The sequence below is a fragment of the Agrobacterium sp. fls2-241-TYG-188a genome (genome assembly GCF_030209845.1).
On sequence record NZ_JARVRD010000003.1, the window covers coordinates 366,866 to 384,876 of the forward strand.

General features: G+C 51.7%; 14 protein-coding genes. 9 read left to right on the top strand and 5 right to left on the bottom strand.

Features of this window, described 5'->3' with window-relative positions; all coding sequences use genetic code 11:
* The first annotated feature begins 73 nt into the window (after positions 1-73).
* The 3 genes from QRN85_RS15725 to QRN85_RS15735 all read left to right on the top strand — a co-directional run bounded on the left by QRN85_RS15725 (position 74) and on the right by QRN85_RS15735 (position 3,407).
* Complete coding sequence (locus tag QRN85_RS15725) at positions 74-1,780, top strand: flagellin N-terminal helical domain-containing protein (protein WP_284759224.1); 1,707 nt, start codon at positions 74-76, stop codon at positions 1,778-1,780.
* Positions 1,781-1,872: 92 nt separating this feature from the next.
* Positions 1,873-2,319: a hypothetical protein gene (locus tag QRN85_RS15730; protein ID WP_284759226.1), complete on the top strand. Its 447-nt coding sequence runs from the start codon at positions 1,873-1,875 to the stop codon at positions 2,317-2,319.
* 50 nt (positions 2,320-2,369) lie between these two features.
* Positions 2,370-3,407 (top strand): DUF2958 domain-containing protein, encoded by a 1,038-nt coding sequence (locus tag QRN85_RS15735; protein ID WP_284759228.1) that lies wholly within the window; start codon positions 2,370-2,372, stop codon positions 3,405-3,407.
* Between the two features lie 26 nt (positions 3,408-3,433).
* On the opposite strand, the gene QRN85_RS15740 is transcribed toward QRN85_RS15735, so the two are convergent.
* The gene (locus QRN85_RS15740) at positions 3,434-4,810 is read right to left on the bottom strand and encodes a hypothetical protein (RefSeq protein ID WP_284759230.1); all 1,377 of its coding nucleotides are present in this window, start codon (positions 4,808-4,810) and stop codon (positions 3,434-3,436) included.
* 96 nt (positions 4,811-4,906) lie between these two features.
* Between QRN85_RS15740 and QRN85_RS24520 the strand changes: the two genes are divergently transcribed.
* On the top strand, positions 4,907-5,182 hold the full coding sequence (locus QRN85_RS24520; RefSeq protein WP_350225077.1) for a DUF6626 family protein: 276 nt from the start codon (positions 4,907-4,909) through the stop codon (positions 5,180-5,182).
* Between the two features lie 70 nt (positions 5,183-5,252).
* Positions 5,253-6,278: an ABC transporter substrate-binding protein gene (locus QRN85_RS15745; protein WP_284759232.1), complete on the top strand. Its 1,026-nt coding sequence runs from the start codon at positions 5,253-5,255 to the stop codon at positions 6,276-6,278.
* Between the two features lie 41 nt (positions 6,279-6,319).
* On the opposite strand, the gene QRN85_RS15750 is transcribed toward QRN85_RS15745, so the two are convergent.
* Positions 6,320-7,681: a hypothetical protein gene (locus QRN85_RS15750; protein ID WP_284759234.1), complete on the bottom strand. Its 1,362-nt coding sequence runs from the start codon at positions 7,679-7,681 to the stop codon at positions 6,320-6,322.
* A 100-nt stretch (positions 7,682-7,781) separates the two neighbouring features.
* Here QRN85_RS15750 and QRN85_RS15755 point away from each other — a divergent pair, with 100 nt between their 5' ends.
* Positions 7,782-10,349 (top strand): hypothetical protein, encoded by a 2,568-nt coding sequence (locus tag QRN85_RS15755; RefSeq protein WP_284759236.1) that lies wholly within the window; start codon positions 7,782-7,784, stop codon positions 10,347-10,349.
* A 24-nt stretch (positions 10,350-10,373) separates the two neighbouring features.
* Here QRN85_RS15755 and QRN85_RS15760 read toward each other — a convergent pair whose 3' ends face one another.
* The 3 genes from QRN85_RS15760 to QRN85_RS15770 all read right to left on the bottom strand — a co-directional run bounded on the left by QRN85_RS15760 (position 10,374) and on the right by QRN85_RS15770 (position 12,786).
* Positions 10,374-11,210, bottom strand: coding sequence for a hypothetical protein (locus QRN85_RS15760; protein ID WP_284759237.1), 837 nt, complete (start codon positions 11,208-11,210; stop codon positions 10,374-10,376).
* Positions 11,211-11,218: 8 nt separating this feature from the next.
* Positions 11,219-11,788, bottom strand: a complete 570-nt coding sequence (locus QRN85_RS15765) for a tyrosine-type recombinase/integrase (RefSeq protein ID WP_284759238.1) — start codon at positions 11,786-11,788, stop codon at positions 11,219-11,221.
* Positions 11,789-11,955: 167 nt separating this feature from the next.
* Positions 11,956-12,786, bottom strand: a complete 831-nt coding sequence (locus tag QRN85_RS15770; protein WP_284759239.1) for an ABC transporter permease — start codon at positions 12,784-12,786, stop codon at positions 11,956-11,958.
* A gap of 340 nt (positions 12,787-13,126) precedes the next feature.
* On the opposite strand from QRN85_RS15770, the gene QRN85_RS15775 reads away from it, so the two are divergent.
* The 3 genes from QRN85_RS15775 (at position 13,127) to QRN85_RS15785 (ending at position 18,006) form a co-directional block, all read left to right on the top strand.
* The gene (locus QRN85_RS15775) at positions 13,127-14,314 is read left to right on the top strand and encodes a hypothetical protein (protein WP_284759240.1); all 1,188 of its coding nucleotides are present in this window, start codon (positions 13,127-13,129) and stop codon (positions 14,312-14,314) included.
* Between the two features lie 5 nt (positions 14,315-14,319).
* A complete protein-coding gene (locus QRN85_RS15780) occupies positions 14,320-15,423 on the top strand; it encodes a hypothetical protein (RefSeq protein ID WP_284759241.1) in 1,104 nt (367 codons plus the stop codon).
* 192 nt (positions 15,424-15,615) lie between these two features.
* Entirely contained in the window at positions 15,616-18,006 is a 2,391-nt protein-coding gene (locus QRN85_RS15785) for a DNA cytosine methyltransferase (protein WP_284759243.1), read from the top strand.
* Positions 18,007-18,011 lie beyond the last annotated feature (5 nt).

Sequence of the window (18,011 nt, forward strand, 5' to 3'; positions counted from 1 at the left end):
TCAGATCATTGCCCGCCTAGCAACAGTTCGATCATTCGGACTGATGGCCAGCCTTTGCTTTCGGACGGTTAACATGACCAGCATTTTGACAAACACCAGCGCCATGAGCGCACTTCAAACGCTTCGCTCCATAGGGTCGAATTTAACGGAAACGCAAGCGCAGGTCAGTTCTGGCTTACGAATTAAGTCGGCCTCTGATAACGTAGCCTACTGGTCAATCAGTACGACTATGCGTTCTGATAACAAGGCTCTAGCCGCCGCGAGTGACGCACTTGGCATTGGAGCCGCGAAGCTTGATACAGCCTATGCAGGGACAGAAGCCGTTGTCGATATTCTAACGGAGTTCAAAGCGAACCTCGTCACCGCGAAAGAGCCTAGCGCAGACAAACGTCAAATTCAGGGTGCACTTACGCAGCTGAATGCACAGGCAGAAAGCATCGTAACATCGTCCAGCTTCAGCGGAGTGAACTGGCTGCAAACTTCGGCAAGCGACCACATCAACGATGTCAACATTCTCTCAGATTATGTCGTGGAAGGCTTCATCAGAGATGCAAATGGTGGAACGAAGATCACGCAGATGGAAGCCGATCTCAGGAAAACCAGCATGCTCAATACTGGAGGCGGCGGCATTTTGCAGAAAGACGTCCTAGACTACTACATGCCTGTAGGAGGCATGTACACAAACAGCTTTTTCCATGAAGGCCACGAGGATCACCTCTTCAACGGCCCAATCACATTCGGTAACAGCGACAACGTTACCTTCAAACTGACGATTGACCAAAGCGCCGAAAGTGCCGGGGAAACATTCAACATCAACATTGACAAATCCGTTATAGATACCGCGTTGGGAACGACCAATGGCCTTATCAGAAATGTAGCGGATTTACGCCTCGTCATGCAAAAAGCATTCGATGATGCCGGAGCAGGCGTCTACGCCGACGTGTATGGTCATACGGCTACCCCGATAAACGATCCCAGCCGCTATGAAATCCGCTCGCTGGAGACCAGCCCTCATGTTGGATCAAGTATTTTCATTAGCGATGTCGTCCCGTTATTCTCATCACCGGTGAATGAAGGAACACTTGGCCTTCTCACAACGCCGCGTGTCAATCACGACAACATGATCACGAGTTCAACGATGAGCTTCGTGCAGCCGTTCAAAGTGATGCTTGATGCTACGATATCTTTCGATCTCAGCATCAACAATAATCCAATCACCACTTATACTATCAACCGGGCTGCTGTAGACGCTGCGCTCGGGACGACTGACGGAATGATCAACAGTGCCGCAGATCTGAAAACGGTGGTAGATCACATCACATCGGGAGCAGGTATGTCAGTCACTGTATCTGGCGGTCAATTGACGTATCAGGCGGATCAAACCGCTTATCCAGGCTATGGAAATAAGGCTGTAGATTTTTACATCAGTCCATTTCGGCCAAATCCACCCTTCACGTTACGCTTCGACCTAGCGGAAATTGATATCACAGCTGGCACTTTCACAGTGGAAGAATATCTTGAAGGTGTAGAACACATGCTCAAGGAAGCGATCCACAGCGCCTCAACTCTTGGCTCACTCAGTCAACGTATCGATTTGCAGGATGATTTCGCAAACAAACTCATGGACAGCATCAAGAGTGGCGTTAGCCGACTAGTCGACACTGATATGGAAGAAGCATCGGCTAAACTTGCCGCACAACAAACTCAACAGCAGCTTGCTATTCAATCCTTGCAGATCGCCAACACGAACGCGGATAAGATTTTGCAGCTTTACCAATAAGTCCAGTTCAATCTAGCCAACTCTTCGCTCGCCCTTCTGGCAGTCGGCTGTATTCCGGAAACACGTTCAAAGGTTTCAGAAAGGATCACAGCATGTCTCATTTGAAAGCACTCAAGCTCACCTCCGCCGTTCCGGTTCGCGCAACTGTCGATCCTGTACAGCGGGCGCGGGAAAAAATGATCGCAACGCTCGCGGAGCAGAAGCAGATGGCAGAGGCAAAGATCGCCGATCAGGTCTTTGCACCTACACATTTGGTTCGCCGCAAGAATTCCGAGGGTCAGCGCGTTGAGGTGGAAACGCTCAAGCGTGTTCGTCAGGGCTGGTTCACCGATGGCAACGGGAAGGTGTTCTTCGCGATCCGCTATGCTGGCAAGCCAATCGAGTTCGCGAAGGACAGGAACGCCGTCGAGGCAGGTGAGCTTTCGGCACTGCCGAAGATCATTGATACGCTGATCGAGGCAGTGCGCGGCGGCGAGCTTGACGCGCAACTGACCGCTGCTGCTGCCGAACGCGGGAAGCTTTTGCGTAAATCCGTGTAAACAGCGAATACTGCGTTTAAGCATCCAAAGGCATGGGATCATATGATCCCATGCCTTTTGCTTCTCTGGGGCGCAGCGCAGTCAAAGAGCGCCAACGGCACGCATCCTCTCCGGCATGCTGCGCTTTATTGTTTCGACGCACGGCAGCGTTCCTTGATATGTCTATGCTTCTGCACGATGCAAGACAGCGTAAGCTCCAGCATCGAACAAGCACCTGCTGCACCAGATGCCCACCTCTGGCACTCTCCACTCGCCCTTTCTCGTCGTCGGCTTTTTGTTTCCGCCGAAACGTAGTTGGGACAGGAATGCAGACACAGCGCGAAAGCGATTATCTTGGTGAGAACGATAACGTCAGAAAACCGACGCAGACACAAATCGACATGGCCCTATTGTTCGCCACCGATTTGCACATCGGATCCAAATGGCTCTACAAGGTTAAGCGCAAGGGTACGGCTCTCAATCTCCGTTATGACATTGACGGCGTTCTTCACCAGAGAAACTATCTATCGGGGCTCTCATGGCGAGCTATCATGCTGTTTGCCTTAAGCGAGGGCAAAACCGTCACCGTGCATGAGATGGATCAGCCGGGACGATATCGGCGATTGTTTCCGAAAACCCTTCTCTGCCGTCTTCAGTGGCACGCAAGGCCGAGCGCGAATTTCTGGCCTGTTTCGAGACTTTACGATCCCAACAGCAATGCTGTCATGCTGCTGACACGGAGCCGCCTATGCGGCCACGCCGTTGACGCGTTGCACAATCTCACAGGTGGAGTGCCGGTGTTTCAGCCACTCTGGATTTCCGATATCATGGCTCTTCGCCCGATGCTCGGCATCGAGCTTGTGCGGGACGAAACATTTGCAGCGGCAATGCCGATTAGCGCGTATCTCAAAGCCGCCGCCATTACGGGACGAATAACAGATGAAGAGGAATTAGCGGGACTTGACCTGACCGGCGCACATTATCCGCTTTCCATGCCGCCATCAATGCTAGCTGTCACCCGTATGTTCGACCAGCAATGTCGCGAAAACCCTGAACTTCAGCAGCTTCGCGGAAAGAGCATCTGTGAGGATTACGCTTTCGAAGTTTGACATCAAAAAGTTCTGTCAGCAAACACTCATCTCCTTGTCGTAGCGTCCAATGGAACGTCGCTGACTGGCTTCTTGGCCCAAATGCTTCGCATATGTTCAGAAAGGCTGATGACGTTCCCCGCATATCCTGGCCTTTCACTGACAACGCTCACCGCTGGACGGTCATCACGTTTCGATGAGCCATCAGACCCACAATTAGTCCAGTTAGTATCCTGTATAGTATTATTATACATAGACATTCTGTTGCCAGACCAATCACGACTGACAGGTGAGCAATGCGATGAGACAACGCCATTGATTTCAATGATGTGGTTTTGATCTACGCTTAAGCTCTCCACCTGAGAACATGTCAGGTTAGTTTCGGCACTTGAAAATTCACGGCCTTGAATGTCAGTGGGCAATGAACAACCGTCAATAACCTGATCAGCAGAAGAGGGGTTTAATTCGGCAATCTTTTGCGCCGGTTTGCCGGATTGAACTTTGGCTCTGCCGATTACAACGCGAAGCGATTGAAACCCTGCGCGTTGCACACACAGCCAGTCGACATATTCGCGGACATCCTCAGCTGGCCACCAATTCCGTGTGGCAGGTTTTCCTTCAACTGACACCTCATGATCTATGAAGTCTTGCGCATCCGGTCGTTTGTAGTCGCTCTCAATGCGGAATTTCAGGCAGTAACGAACGATATTCTGCAGATTTGTTTCAACGGCGCGATTTGGGCGAAACGGCTCAATGTCGACCTGATATTTCGCCGTGTGTGTTTCCTTTCGCAGAGCAGTGGCGATTTCCTCGGTTGTCAGATTACCCTTGCGAACTATCGCATGGAGGTGTGGGCGCCAAATGGTCTTGTTTGGGGCTTCCATCAGCGGAAAGCCGAGGGATTCCAGCGCCAGCCGCGTATTACGGCCACAAGTTTCAAAATCACCGAAACTCATGCGGTCGATTTCCCACCAGCCCAGCAATTGAAAATCGTCCCATCGGGCATCTTTCACCCGCTGGCGAGAAATGAATGTGCGCAGTCGACGCTTTTCCGTTTCCAAGAGATTGGTCATACCGGAGAAGTCGAGCTGTGGCGGCAGGAGGATCGTTGCGAATGCGAGGTCGGCATTGGCAGCTCCGAGGAACGTTTTCTTTATAGCTTGAGCTGTCTGCACACCCCGCTCCCTTAGATGGCAACGCGGGCAAAGGGGGACAACGCAGTAATCGACATTGCCCCAGTCGTCCACTTCGCCACAGGTTTCCATCCAGCCTCGGGCCAAATGATTTTTTGGAAGTACCACCTTTACATATTGGCGCTGAGCTTCGTTAGCTTTCGTCAAGTATTTGATCTGGGCGCGTTCACGATGGGTGAAGACACCACTCGTCATCATGTCCGCGCGAAGCTGCTGTATCTTGGTCTTCATTGAAATCTCCTGATTAAATCACCTGCTATTTATAAAGCACCAGTGTAGCGCCACTGGTCTTTGAAAATAAATAATTAAAACAGGGATTTGCTACCGATGAAGATCAAAGACATCTATGAATTTATGGCTACCGCTGGCTTAGCCAGCTCACAAATGGAATTCTCGAGCGTGTGGTTGGGCCGTAGCCCCCGATACTACTCACATCTCATCGCCGTTGATCGCGAACCCGGACTGGCAACGCTGTGCGGTGTGTCGTGGAGATTGAAGGGAATGCGTCTAGACGCTCAGCCGGAACTGCTAGAATTCCAGCAAAAACTTTCAATGGAGATAGACCGAAGAGCGGTGACAGATATTCGGAAACATCAATCTTAACATTTGGCCAATAAACGGTTCATACAATCGAAGCGTTTAACGTTGCTTCCCTCCGCATCAGGAATTTCAAATGAAAAGCCCGTTTATCTCCAGCAAGGCGTCCGGATTCGCCCCGCTGATAGCTTCTGCGATTGCTTTTTGCATCTCCTCACCTGCATATTCTCTCGATAAGGTCCGCTTTGGCACCGATTGGTTGGCAGAAGCCGATCATGGCGGATTCTATCAGGCTGTCGCCGATGGCACATACGCCAAGTATGGCATTGACGTAGAGATTCAGCAGGGAGGGCCGGGAACGCAAAATCGAACCCTTCTGATGGTTGGAAAACTCGATTTCTACCTCGGCACACAGCAGGAGCAACTTGCGGGTGTCGAACAAGGCATTCCGCTTGTGGACGTTGCCGCCTTCTATCAGAAAAACGCTCAAGTTCTCATAGCTCACCCTGATAACGGTATCGACGAATTCGGAGACCTCGCCAAGCTAAAGACGATTTTCATGACCCAAGGCGGGTTAGGCGGATATTTCGAGTGGATGAAGGCTAATTTCACCGGATTCCGTGACGAGCAATATCGACCTTATAACTACAGCGTCGCGCCGTTTCTCGCGGATAAGAACTCAGGGCAACAAGGCCTGATTACCGCAGAGCCGTATGAAATAAAGACGCAGACGGGTATCGAACCAAAAATATTCCTTCTCGCTGACAGCGGCTACAAGCCTTACGCTACCACGATTACGGTGCAGCAAAAGCTGATCGATAGTAACCCAGACCTTGTCCAACGCTTCGTCAATGCGTCTATTGAGGGCTGGTACAACTACCTTTACGGCGACAACACCTCCGCCAACGCTCTCATCAAAAAGACCAACCCTGAAATGACTGATGGCCAGATTGCTTACGCACTCGACAAGATTAAGACTTACGGTATCGTTGACAGTGGTGATGCTCTAGACAAAGGTATCGGGTGTTTGACAGCAACCCGTTACAAGTGGCTTGCCGACGAGATGGTGAATTCCAAGCTTCTGAATTCGGATACCGATTATACAAAAGCCTTTGATGAACGCTTTACGTGCAAAGGTGTTGGGCTTGATTTGAAGAAGTAGTGAACTGCTTGGATGGAGCTGCTAATTCGGCTCCTTCCAACTCAGTTTCTCATGTCAGCAAAGACATCCAACATCGAAGTCGATTCCTTTAGCAACGCTCTAGCAGCGGCAGGGCCTGTCGAATCATGTTTTTCGAAAATTAGTTCGATAGCAACCTTCGCAGCTCGGACGTAGACGGGCATATCATCATGCCACGGATTTTCATCGAAACTGCGATTGAGAGCTTCGAACGCCTTTTTGAACACCTCGACGTTGTGGTTCATCAAAATCCAAACGCCATCCGTTGTGATGCGCCAGCGGTTATCCTTCAGCTCACAAATCTCGGCGACGGTCACTCTTGAGCCGATAGCTGTTGCAACGGGGAGCGGGGTGAAACGCCGTTCGGGTGTTCCTGTACGCGCAATCACAACGTCTTTGACGAAATCACGAGCAATGTCATTGAGTGTGCGGATATCGTCGAAGTTCGCATGCTCCGCAACGGAAAACGTCGAGAACGCACAACCATATTTGTCGAAGCGGAACGACGTATACATGTTAAAATTCGCCGCCGAAACGAATGGGCTTGATGTGTCGAAGGAAATGCCAATCTCGGGATTATACCGGCGCAGACAGCGAAGGATCGTTGTGAACAGGTACGCAGGTTCAAGCGTGGAGATGCCAAGGAAGTGTATCCATTTCGCGTTATGCAACAGCCCATCGTCAACCATATCGAGCAGGCGAGCGATGGTCAGAGAGAACGCGCTCTGATGCGCACCGGCAAAGGCCCAGCCCTCCAGCGAGTAGCCTTTTACGGCCTCATACCACACCTTGCTTTCGCGTTCGGTGCGGCCTTGGATGACATTGAGAAGATTGGTCTTTGTTGGAATGCGGTGGCTAACGAAATAATCAAGGTTGAGCAGCGATTGCGTTAGGCAAGCATTATAGTCCAACGACAAGCTGTTGGCCGCGCTCAACGCCGTGATTTTCCCTCCTGCATTTAGCCTTGCAGTGTGCTGCGCAACGTTTCCTGGCGAGATGCCGCCGGTCGGAAAATCCAGCGACATGGAAAAATCTGAATGGCTTTCCATCCAACGCAGCATGCGCCCACACGTGGCATCGCCGGTGAACTTGATCGTGCCTTCCTGTATCTGGAAACCTCCACTATCACCGATCACCGTTGTACGATCGCGATCCCGGTGGCTCACAAGGTTGGTCTGCTTGGCGGCGCCGTCCGTTTTGGCCGCCTGCCCTGCGCTATAAAGCGCGTAGGGGTAGTGAAACAGGCCGCTCGCCGGATCGAGAAAGTTCATGTCCTTTTCCGAGAACGCGAAAGTCCGCTTGAAATGCAACGAGTGACCGAGCTTGGCATAGTTCGCACTGATCGCTGGCAGATAGACGGCATGGTTCGATTTCGCGGAAAGCATTGAATAACCTTAAAATCCCTGAACTGCCAACTGGCTGCACTTTCTTAATATCTGCACGGTTTCATTGCCGCACACTTTATAGAATCATTGCGAGCATCCAATGGGCAAAGCCGTTAAGAAAGAGCAAATCGTTTCTCCGCTCCATCAATATAAGAGCCGGTTTCAGACAATCATCGATGCTGCCAGCGTTTTCGAAGACCACGAGAGCCAAAGCCAGAAGCTCTTATATGTGGCTCTGGAACGGCTTTTTGCTTTTGGCGAGGACATTCGCCAAGACGCACAGTCGTTCGAAAGTTTTCTAGAGGACCGCGGCAAGCCGCTGAACAAGGTTACGCGAGAAAACCCATACAACGCGCTTGTCGAGCTGACTTTCTCGAAAAACACCAGCAAGAGTTGGCGCAGCGAAATCAGTAACGTTTTGAGGTATGCGGCAGAAACGAAAGTCACTGAGCCACTGCCGACATGGCTAGAGGAAGGTAAGGGCATTTCTGGGCGATACGGGGAAGCCGTCGATTACTTCGGACGTAAAGCAACTCAAAAAAACCAAAGGCTCCGGTCGTCCCAGCTCGATATGATATCCGCAGAGTTGACCAAGGCGCGCATTGTTGCCGCTCCGCTTCCTGGAGTGATGCTTGCCGATGGTTTTCACCGTTCCTTGCTGTTTTCCGAAGGTGGTCAGACTTTTCTTGTCCACGTCCGTGATAACGACGATCCGAAGACCGTAGACAAATATCTTTTGGAAGCCGTTGGGAGCAGAACGCCGGAGGATCATCCCCTTGCCGCTCGCCCCCTCTATCCGCTGTACCGCGCAATCGATCTGATCGCTGGCACGTGCAAATCGTCAAATTCAAGCCAACATCAAGTGATCGCTATATGGAACGAAATGGCGGACGGGGTGCCAGTCACAAAACTGCGCTTTCTGTCGGATGCCTACAGCTTCACGAATGCCACTGTGACGCTGGCACACTCTCTCGCCGAGCTAGACGGTAAGGGGCAATATGCCTTTGAACTTCAAGACGCGGAGACTTTCCGGCAACGCTTCGAACACGATTACCAGTGGCGCATTTTGGTAGACGATAAAGGGGTCTCCGTTGTCGATAACGCGAAGTCGCAATCTCGGCTGACGCTTCGACCGATTGCGGGTTACCTTGGTAAGAAACTGCGACAGGGCGCTAAGCTCGGATTGAGAACACGTCATTTTCAGGCGACGTGTATCGGCATGAAGGCTTCTGCCAGCAATCTTGAAATGGCGACCGCCTTGTTCAAAAGGGACAATGGCGCGCAGCTTACACCCGATCCGACACCGAAACGCATTCAGTGGCTGTCGGACGGGGCAATGCCGGAAGTCGGTTTTACCAGCGCAAAAGGCTATTCTGGGCTCAGTTATCCTTTTCTCGAGTTCACCGCGCCCACCGCTACAATTGATCCCCAGATGGAACTTTCATTGGCCGACATTGCGGCATTCTGGAATACAGCTTCTGCCTATGGCGAGGATCTGGCCGGTTATATCGCTGAAAGCGACGTAGCAGATGCAGCATTTTGCATCGATCACCCCTTTAAGGATGGCGACCGGTTCGAGTATGTTTCTCCGATGGTTCTCGGCGTTTCGATGGCCCGCACGCAGGTTTGCGAGGATTTTATCGCCGCGCCTGCACCGCCTCCTCCTCCAGCGCCCCCATCGGGTTCGAAACCGTCAACCTCGCCTGGAACGCGCTCGCGGAACCATGCGCGGATAGAAAAGAATAGGCGGAAAAGAACAACATTCCCGGCTGCACCATGCTCCAGCGGACGGGCTTTCGGTGCCTTTATCACCAGCTATCTGCCTGATGACGCCGCCCATAGAGAAGATCGGAAGTTCGATTTCGAATGGCAATTGGAGTGGTGGCGTCGCATGACGGACATTCCGGTTCATGTCGCTGCGTCCAACTGGACTGACGAGGAAATTGCAACCAGCAAAGAACTTGGTCTGCTTTCGGAGCATGGCGGCGGCATCATACGCCAGCCCGGTCAATCGATTGCCCGCAATCGCAATCTTTGCCTGTCACGGCTTTATAAGAGTGATTTCGATTGGGGCATTGTCATGGACGACGACGCCGTGCTGATGCAGGGAGAAAACCATAACAGCAGTTATCGTCTGTTCGCTGAAATGGCAGCGAACGGAAAATCTGCTTATGACGGGGTTGACCTGTTCCAACCAATCTTTGGTAGACAAACAAGCTTTAACAAGAAATACAGCGCCATAGACGCACCCTATGCGGCCAATCATGTGTTCAAGAAAAGTACGAACCTCAAGGGAACGATGATCGTTGTTCGCAATTTCGCGCAGGAGGGGCGAGATCCGTTGTTTCTTCCCGAAGAGTTCGAGTTTGTTGGTGAAGATACCTATCTGACCTTACAAGCCATTTCTAAAGGTTATGCGCCAATGACCTGCTGGAATATCATTCTCGATGAACTCGGCGGCGAAAGCCATTTCGCGATGACGGATACCAAAAGAATTGAGCAAATGCGTGAAGGACACCGCAAGCTTGTTGAGATCTTCGGCCAGGATGGCTTACGCATGAACAGTGATAGTTCGCACAAGCTGGATAAGAGCGATTTCACCGGCAAGTTTTGGGGTGATAAATTGCAGACGGTCATAGTGGCAAAACGCGCAGAAAAAGTTCGCTGAGCAAACTTTTCATTGCCGGTAAGCTCAGTTAGCATTTGCTGCGTTGGACACACGGCAGCTTCGAAACTTCCAAATCGCGCTGTCTGAGACGAATTTCACAGTCTTTCCTACATCTATGATCGTATTGGCGAAGCTGTTCGGCTGATAGGCCGGATATGCCGCCACCTTCATTGGCTCGTCCCGGTCATTGACGCAATTGAACTGAATGTTCTTCAACGGAAGCTGATCGCGGTTGGTAACGTAAAAATCAGTCATGCCGTCGTTGACGTTGCGTTTAACGCGCAGCTCAATCTTGTATGGCAATGGCGTGACGAACGTTGCGTCTTTCGGCCAGCATTCCATGAGGTTCGGATCGCTCCGGTAGCGTTTGAAATCGGTGGGTGTCGCCACAAGCGTCGTCTTGCCGTATCCAGTATCAAGCTGCGCCAACCGGCCAAACCCGCCGTTGAGCAGCTTGGCGACCGGCTCTCCGTTATCGTGAAAGATGCGACACGCTACGTTGGCAGAGATCATTGGGTCTTTGCCAACATTCGTGATGCGGACAGCGCCGGTCGCGCTGCCGTTATTGCGCAATATCTCTATCTTGATCGGCACGATTTCAGTGAGCTTGTACGTGGGCAGATCAAGCGCCCAAAAACGGAAGGTCGCTCCGAGAATATAGGAAAGCCCAATGAGCCCGACGACAATCAGCCACGAATATGCGCCAAGTCCCGCCCACACGGTCACGCGGATCGCAATGACGCCGCTGACAACTAACGCGAGGAGGATCACGACATAGAATGAGCCGAACATGTGAGAGAACGAGCCGCCGCCTGCCCAGGTGGAAAGAACGACCAGAGCGAAAATAATCAGATGAGGCATGCTTCACCTCACAGCAAATCGACGGCGGCTTTCATCATGTCATCCCGCACATCTATATAGCGTTGAGTGGTGGTGAGGTTCCGATGACCGGCAAGCGTCATGATGACCTTCGGACTGACCCCGGAATGTGCAAGGCGGGTTATGAACCAGCGGCGACCGCTATGCGAGGTCGCCCCCTCAAGGCCGGCCAGCTTGTAAATCTGTCCCATCAACTGGCAGAGCGTGTTTGCAGAAAATGGCGTACGTTTCTGTGTAAGGAGCAACGGCGCGTCAGCATCTCCGTCTTCGGGCCGATCCATGCCGAAACGCTCGATCTCGCGGCGCAGCCGTTCATTCAAAAAGACGGTCCGAGCATGGCAGCCTTTTGTGATTTCAGCCCGAAGCCGCAATTGCTCCCGAACCTTACGTTCGCCGTCGAAGACATCGCGCATGGTTAGCGCCGCGATCTCACCTACACGCAAGCCTGCGAGATGGGAGAGCATCAAAGTCAGCCTATTGCGACCGGCATGTTTCATCTGCGCGACCACAGCCAGCACCCGTTTGAATTCGGCTTCCGTTAAAACCCGAGCTTGCTTCACCTAACCTCACAAAAAGCCACGTTTCCATGCGATTCGTTATGTTGCCGATGACAAGGAAGGGCGAGTAGAGATTGCCCGGAGGAAATTGCTCTACAGGTGCAGCAGGTTAGTGTTCAAAAGAGCCTGAACCTAAGAAAATGTGTATTTTGTTAGGTCCCCTTCTTTTGTTATCCTACCGCGTTTGACGCTTTGCTGGCATACCAATGGCGCAGCACAAAGCGATCAAAAACCGATATGAAAAAAAAGATCGACGCGCCGAGTAGAGCAAGGAGCATAACCGCGGCAAAAAGCCGTGGTGTGTTAAGGTTGCTCTGGGCCTCGAGCAAGCGGAAAGCGAGACCAGCATTTGTTCCAGCCGTACCAACCGTGAATTCAGCGACCACTGCTCCCACAAGCGCCAGCCCACCGCCAACCTTCAGTCCGGCGAAAAAGGTTGGAAGCGCAGAGGGCACCTGCAGGAGCACCAGCATAGTCCACCTTGAGGCAGTGTAAACACGGACGGTGTCTGCCAAATCACGATTAGTGCTCTTAAAGCCTTGCAGCGTGTTGACCACTATCGGGAAAAACGCCACCAAAAACACGCACTGTAGCTGAGCAATCTGCGGATTGGGCGCGTAGATAAGGATGAGCGGAGCCACCGCGACTATCGGCGTCACCTGCATAAACACCATGAACGGTGCAATGAGCATTTCGATCAAACGCGATTGTGCGATGACTACAGCGATACACGCTCCCCCTACGACAGCTAGGAACAAACCGAACAGGGTCGTTTGGGCGGTGACCCATAGCGCAGGTCCCAATACTGACCAGTCATTTACGATTGTTTCGACCACGGATTTTGGACTGGGCAGTATGTACGGGGGGATTTGCGCTAATAGCACAAATCCTGACCATAGACCCACCACCACGGCGATTCCAGCGATGGCAGCGACAAAGCGGCGTAAGTAGTTAGATACGGACCAAACTGTAGAACCAAATACGAGACGATTGATTGTCACTATAATACCCGAATATCGCACCATCCCGAACCCATACTGCGTGAAGGTATCGTAAACCTTGCGATTCAGAGACACAAAACGTCATGAAATGTGTGTTTCATGACGTTCCCTTGCGGCGGCACGCACCCTTAAGTTGGCCGCGTCCCCAGCGCATGTGTAAGCTGTCTCTGTTAGTCTATTGACACCCCTAACTGCCCCGGGCACGACGAGAAAGGGTAGCGCCAACAGATTACGCCTACCTAAGCCGACTTGCAGCAGCCGACATTGCAGGATATTCGTGCGTAGTGTGAACCCGCAACCGACGGTTCAGAGTGCCTGCGGCACATTCAGCGGAGCAACGATGACAGTATCAGTTATAGGTTTAGCGCGCGATCTACGCACAAATACGCCGGTCATATATGCGCAAATGGCAACCGCCGACTATCTCAATATTGTTGGACATGATTTTGAAAATTTCTCCATCCAGAGACGGCGCGAGACGCACAAAGCCTACGAGAGGCTAAAAGTCGACATCCGAAGCGGAGCCCTGCTACCCTCAATCACTCTTGCCGTAAAGCCAGAGTATGTCGATCACGTCTTACCGCTTTACCAACAGGCTATTGGTTCCAACGATGTTCAATCGCTATCAGCGGCACTTAGTGAGCCCAGTCGGGTGGATATCCTCGATGGTTTACAGCGCACTTATATCCTGAGTGATCTCCGTGCCGAAGGACACGTATTCGTTGACGGACAGACAATTCTAGTCGAATTTTGGCTGGAGGGTGATCTCCAAAAGCTCATCTACCGCATAATTGTCCTGAACGCGGGACAGAAGCCAATGTCTATCCGACACCAGATTGAATTGCTCTTCATGTCATTGAAGACCTCTATCGAGGCAAGGATAGACCAGCTGAGCATCTACACTGAAAGAGAAAATTCAAGGCGGCGCAGGCCTATGAAGTTCCCGTTGGCGGTGGTTGTGTCAGGTTACCAGGCCTTCATCACGGGATCCGCAGAGCTAAAAAAGGACAACATAATAGCATCCCAGATGCTCGAGGCGAACGCACTGGACGCTACAGAAGAAGAGATTGGAGAACAATTCAACGATTTCGTAAAGTATCTTTCGATCTACACAGAAATGGATCGTGAGGTGTTTCGCGTATACAGCGGCGGCAACAGCGAAAGCGACGGGCCGAACCTCAGCGAAATGACTGACGCCACCAAAGTGATGGTTTCATCTCATTGGCTAGCAGCGGAGAATGTTTTTGTCGCTTTTTTCGCGGCCATCGTGCAGTACGGAAACATTCCAGATAAGCGCCACCGCATTGACGAAGCGTTGAACTCGTTGGTCGCGAGCCTACGCGCCGCTGAATTCGGTGCAGATCCGCTTCATCTTGAAACCTTTGACAAAGTCCGGGCGGGAAGCAATCCCCGGAAAGTCAACGTTGGCATTGCAACGCGTAAACTGCTTACAAACGGCTTCAAGGAGTTTTTTAGAGATGCAGGCGAGACCACCCTCGATCGCTGTTGGCAGCTGGCAGCAGAGTAAGAACCTTGACCCCGGAAGAAATATCAACGCTGGCTGCAGCAGGTGATTTGCCTCAGATAGAGGGAGTTGATCCCTCTACAGCTCAATATCTCGACGGCTGTCTGTGCGTCAGTGACTTGGTGGCAATTGCCATCGAGGATGTATCTCCGATGTGGAACCGCGCAGAGGATTGCGAGCTAAAGACGAGCGACGGACTATCTTTTGGAACACTTTGCTTCACCAAAGACCTCGGACGAGTTGATCGCGACGAGCTAACGCAATGGCGCTATGTTGCATACTTAGCGGATAGCGAAGTCACGGACGTGGCGGAGGCTAACTATGCCTTCAAAAGAGACTACATTGTTATCGACGCATCATTTCTCGTCTCTTACCTTTCAGAATACAGGGATGGTGCGCCGATCTGGGGAGGCTTTTCCCACAAGAGCTACAATCCTTCATACTGGTCCCGTAGCGGTCCTGAAATCATCGCGAAGAAAAACATTAGCCCGCCGACTGAAGTTCATGCCGTGAATTTTGCTCGACTGACCGCGGCTGGCAACAACTTTGAACGTTACCTACGAATGTACCATTGCGTCGAACTGCTATTCGACTATGTGATTTTTAAGAAAATAAAGCGGCTCAATGACGATCTCTTCGGCTACGCCGAGGTCATGAAAGAAAACAGCAGAGTAGAGCTCGACAGGCTCAAGATTTTAATCAGAGAATATTGCAAAGATGTCGACAAGCTCGCGGAGGCGCTGCACGGTGCCGCCGCATTTGAGGTTACCTGCAGAGACATATTTCAAAATTTTTCAAAAGACGGCAACCCATTAGGGGATGAGACGCGGTGGTCAAAAGTTTGGCCTCTCATTCTCGGTCAAAACCTCTCACTGACAAATATGCGAACGGGGAAAATCACAAAAGACGCCGATGCTGATCGCAAACTTGTCATCGATTTGGCGGCTTATTGGATCTATCGGGTCCGATGCTCAATTGCGCACAACAGAGTAGGTGAATTTATCATCACTGACGATCACGATGAATTTGTCGGAAAATTTGCGTGTTCACTTTTGGGAACGGTCCTTGAGCAGCTCCTGGCAGACCAAGACTTCCGTTCATTAAACGCTTAGGCCCATTGAAACTCACACCATAACGCGCATTGTCGTGGCCTCTTCAAGCCGGCTAGAGGTACAGTACTACTAGCGTCTTTGCCTCATGGATTATGCGTGCTATCCGATATTTGGCCAAAGGTGGATATGTGAAGCTGCGATTCTCAGGGCTTGAAGCATCTGCCTCGATTTCCAACTAGCCTCTTGGGCAGCATGAAAAACGATAAGACAGATAACAAAAACGTTGATGGCTCGCTCATGGGCCGAGTTACAAATCAGCTGACCACGCGTGGGCTGAGTTTGCAGGTGGCCGCGAGAGAGATAGGCGTCGGCGTGGCAACCTTAAAGGGTCATCTGTCGGGCGAGCACGTGCGCAGTGACTCGGCACGAAAGTATGAGAATTGGCTAGCAGGCAAAGTGGAAGGCCGGAAAATCTTTGTGTTGCCGGTCCAACTATCAGAAGACCATGACGAATCGGCAGATGATTTTCATCTGGCGCCGCCGGAAGCTAGGCACTTGGTGGTTGACATTTTCTCGGGTTGCGGCGGCCTTAGTTTAGGCTTTGATGTACTTGGGGAAGGAAAATACTTTCGGACGATACTGGCGATAGACAACCAGGCGGCGCCTATATCAGTATTGAACCGCAACGCAAAAATCGTCAGTGGACTCGATTCAGAAATCGGTCGGCAAGTGGACTTGACTGAGTTTGCCAACGAAGCCGAGTTTTTAGCGTTTTATGTGCAGCATGCTGCAACCACGTTGGCCGATCAAAGCCTCTTGAGAGGATTGAATAAGCTCAGCAACGGTGCTTTCCCTGACTTTCTGAAGGCTGTTGCGGCGGTTGATCTCCGCTTTCGTGCGGAACTCGATCAAGCACGCGCATCCAGCGAGTGGCGAAAAGCTTTAAGCGGCCTCGACAAGCAATCACTCAATCAGACTTCAGTCATTGGTTTCCATGAAAAGCTAAAGCTTCCCAAACCCTCGCTAAAGGCCGGCATGGTCGTACCGGTGTTGTGGGCTTCTAGTGAGGACGCGGTTGAAGAAGGATCCGTTTGCAAACCAGCCAAAGAATTTCTTCAACAGGCCATGTGGGAATGGGAACAGGAAGAATTTGCTCTTGCTGAGAAACAAAAAGCGTCCGGGAAGGGACAATTGTCCGCTTCGGCGAGAAGAGTCAGTGTTTTCGTATCATTTCTTCGCAGCGATGCTATGCTTGCCGTCAAGGCGGCTTGGATAAATTGGCGCGCTGCGCGCCTCACCCTTCGCAGCAAAATTTTTGATAATCCCGAATTCGCACGTGACTTGCGCAACCTTTACACGGCAAACTGCAAAGTATCGGTACTGGTTGGAGGCCCACCTTGCCAGGGCTTCAGTCGCATAGGCCGCGGAAAAATCAGAAGCTTGCGTGACGCCCGCGTTCAAGTTCATGGCAATGCAGAAGCAGGTGATTCAAGAAACCTTCTCTTCCTGCAATATGTCATGGTGCTTGGCGCGCTCCGCCCTGAAGTCTTTCTTTTCGAGAACGTTCAACACTTCCAATCGACGGTGAAAGCCGATGGCGTAGAGTTTGAGGCAACTGAGGTACTAGCTGAAGCGATAGCAAACATATCGGGCGGTGAGGTCTCTTATGAGGTCTCCTCGCGGGTCATAGATGCGTCACGGCACGGAATTCCTCAGACTCGTCAGCGATTTTTTATGGCCGGGGTGCAAGGTCGTAGTGCCCCTGAAGCAGCGCAGGACTGTTTGACACTTCGACGTCTACCTGAGGCGACACTCAACATGGCGTTGACGGGCCTTTCCGAGCCAGTGATGGTAGGCGGAGATGTCACAGGAAACCAAGCAATTAAAACTTTAACGCCGGTATCGGGACTGGCAACTCACCATCCCTTCCTAAGTTGGGTCCGGCAACGAATGCCGCGCACCCATGAAGAACCCAGGTATATTGATGGTCATGCGGCGCGCGCCGCGCGGGCTGACGATGCAGCTTTCTTCGCTCTCATGGGGCCCGGCAAGCGGTGGATGGATTATCGAGCTGACGATGCCGCGACAATCACAGAACTACAAAGCGTATTGGATCTGCTACTAGGCCTTCCCACCGCCTCACTTGACGCTATAGGCATAAGCGAAAGACCGGGCAGGCCCATAAACCGAAATGAGCTCGCTGAGCTTCGTCAAAAAATCAACGGAAGTCTTCCTCTGCGGCTGTTGCTGGAGCAGGTGGGGACTAAACTTGGCGCGCCTCACCATCTATTAGCAGAGGGATATCTTTCTAAGCGAGATGGCAACCACGGTGATTGGGTCGCTCGAATGGACGCCAGTCGCCCCGCGAAAACGATGGTGAGCCACATGGCAAAAGATACCTACGCATATGTGCACCCGGCATCAGCGCGAACCATCTCTGTAAGAGAGGCGGCGCGCGTACAAACATTCCCCGATTGGTTTTCGCTAGCTGACGCCGCACTGACAGATGCGTTTAAAATGATCGGAAACGCGGTTCCACCAATGTTAAGTCATGCACTGGCTACAAGAGTGGCAAAAATTCTGCAGGACAGGGTCAAAAACGCAACTCCGCTAAAGCAAAGTTTGAAGGAAGCCTCTGGATAACATTC

Coding starts and splice junctions, on each gene's coding strand:
- QRN85_RS15775 (WP_284759240.1), top strand. CDS start 13,127: ATGACAGTATCAGTTATAGGTTTAGCGCGCGATCTACGCACAAATACG.
- QRN85_RS15730 (WP_284759226.1), top strand. CDS start 1,873: ATGTCTCATTTGAAAGCACTCAAGCTCACCTCCGCCGTTCCGGTTCGC.
- QRN85_RS15745 (WP_284759232.1), top strand. CDS start 5,253: ATGAAAAGCCCGTTTATCTCCAGCAAGGCGTCCGGATTCGCCCCGCTG.
- QRN85_RS15735 (WP_284759228.1), top strand. CDS start 2,370: ATGCCTTTTGCTTCTCTGGGGCGCAGCGCAGTCAAAGAGCGCCAACGG.
- QRN85_RS15760 (WP_284759237.1), bottom strand. CDS start 11,210: ATGCCTCATCTGATTATTTTCGCTCTGGTCGTTCTTTCCACCTGGGCA.
- QRN85_RS24520 (WP_350225077.1), top strand. CDS start 4,907: ATGAAGATCAAAGACATCTATGAATTTATGGCTACCGCTGGCTTAGCC.
- QRN85_RS15725 (WP_284759224.1), top strand. CDS start 74: ATGACCAGCATTTTGACAAACACCAGCGCCATGAGCGCACTTCAAACG.
- QRN85_RS15740 (WP_284759230.1), bottom strand. CDS start 4,810: ATGAAGACCAAGATACAGCAGCTTCGCGCGGACATGATGACGAGTGGT.
- QRN85_RS15750 (WP_284759234.1), bottom strand. CDS start 7,681: ATGCTTTCCGCGAAATCGAACCATGCCGTCTATCTGCCAGCGATCAGT.
- QRN85_RS15785 (WP_284759243.1), top strand. CDS start 15,616: ATGAAAAACGATAAGACAGATAACAAAAACGTTGATGGCTCGCTCATG.
- QRN85_RS15755 (WP_284759236.1), top strand. CDS start 7,782: ATGGGCAAAGCCGTTAAGAAAGAGCAAATCGTTTCTCCGCTCCATCAA.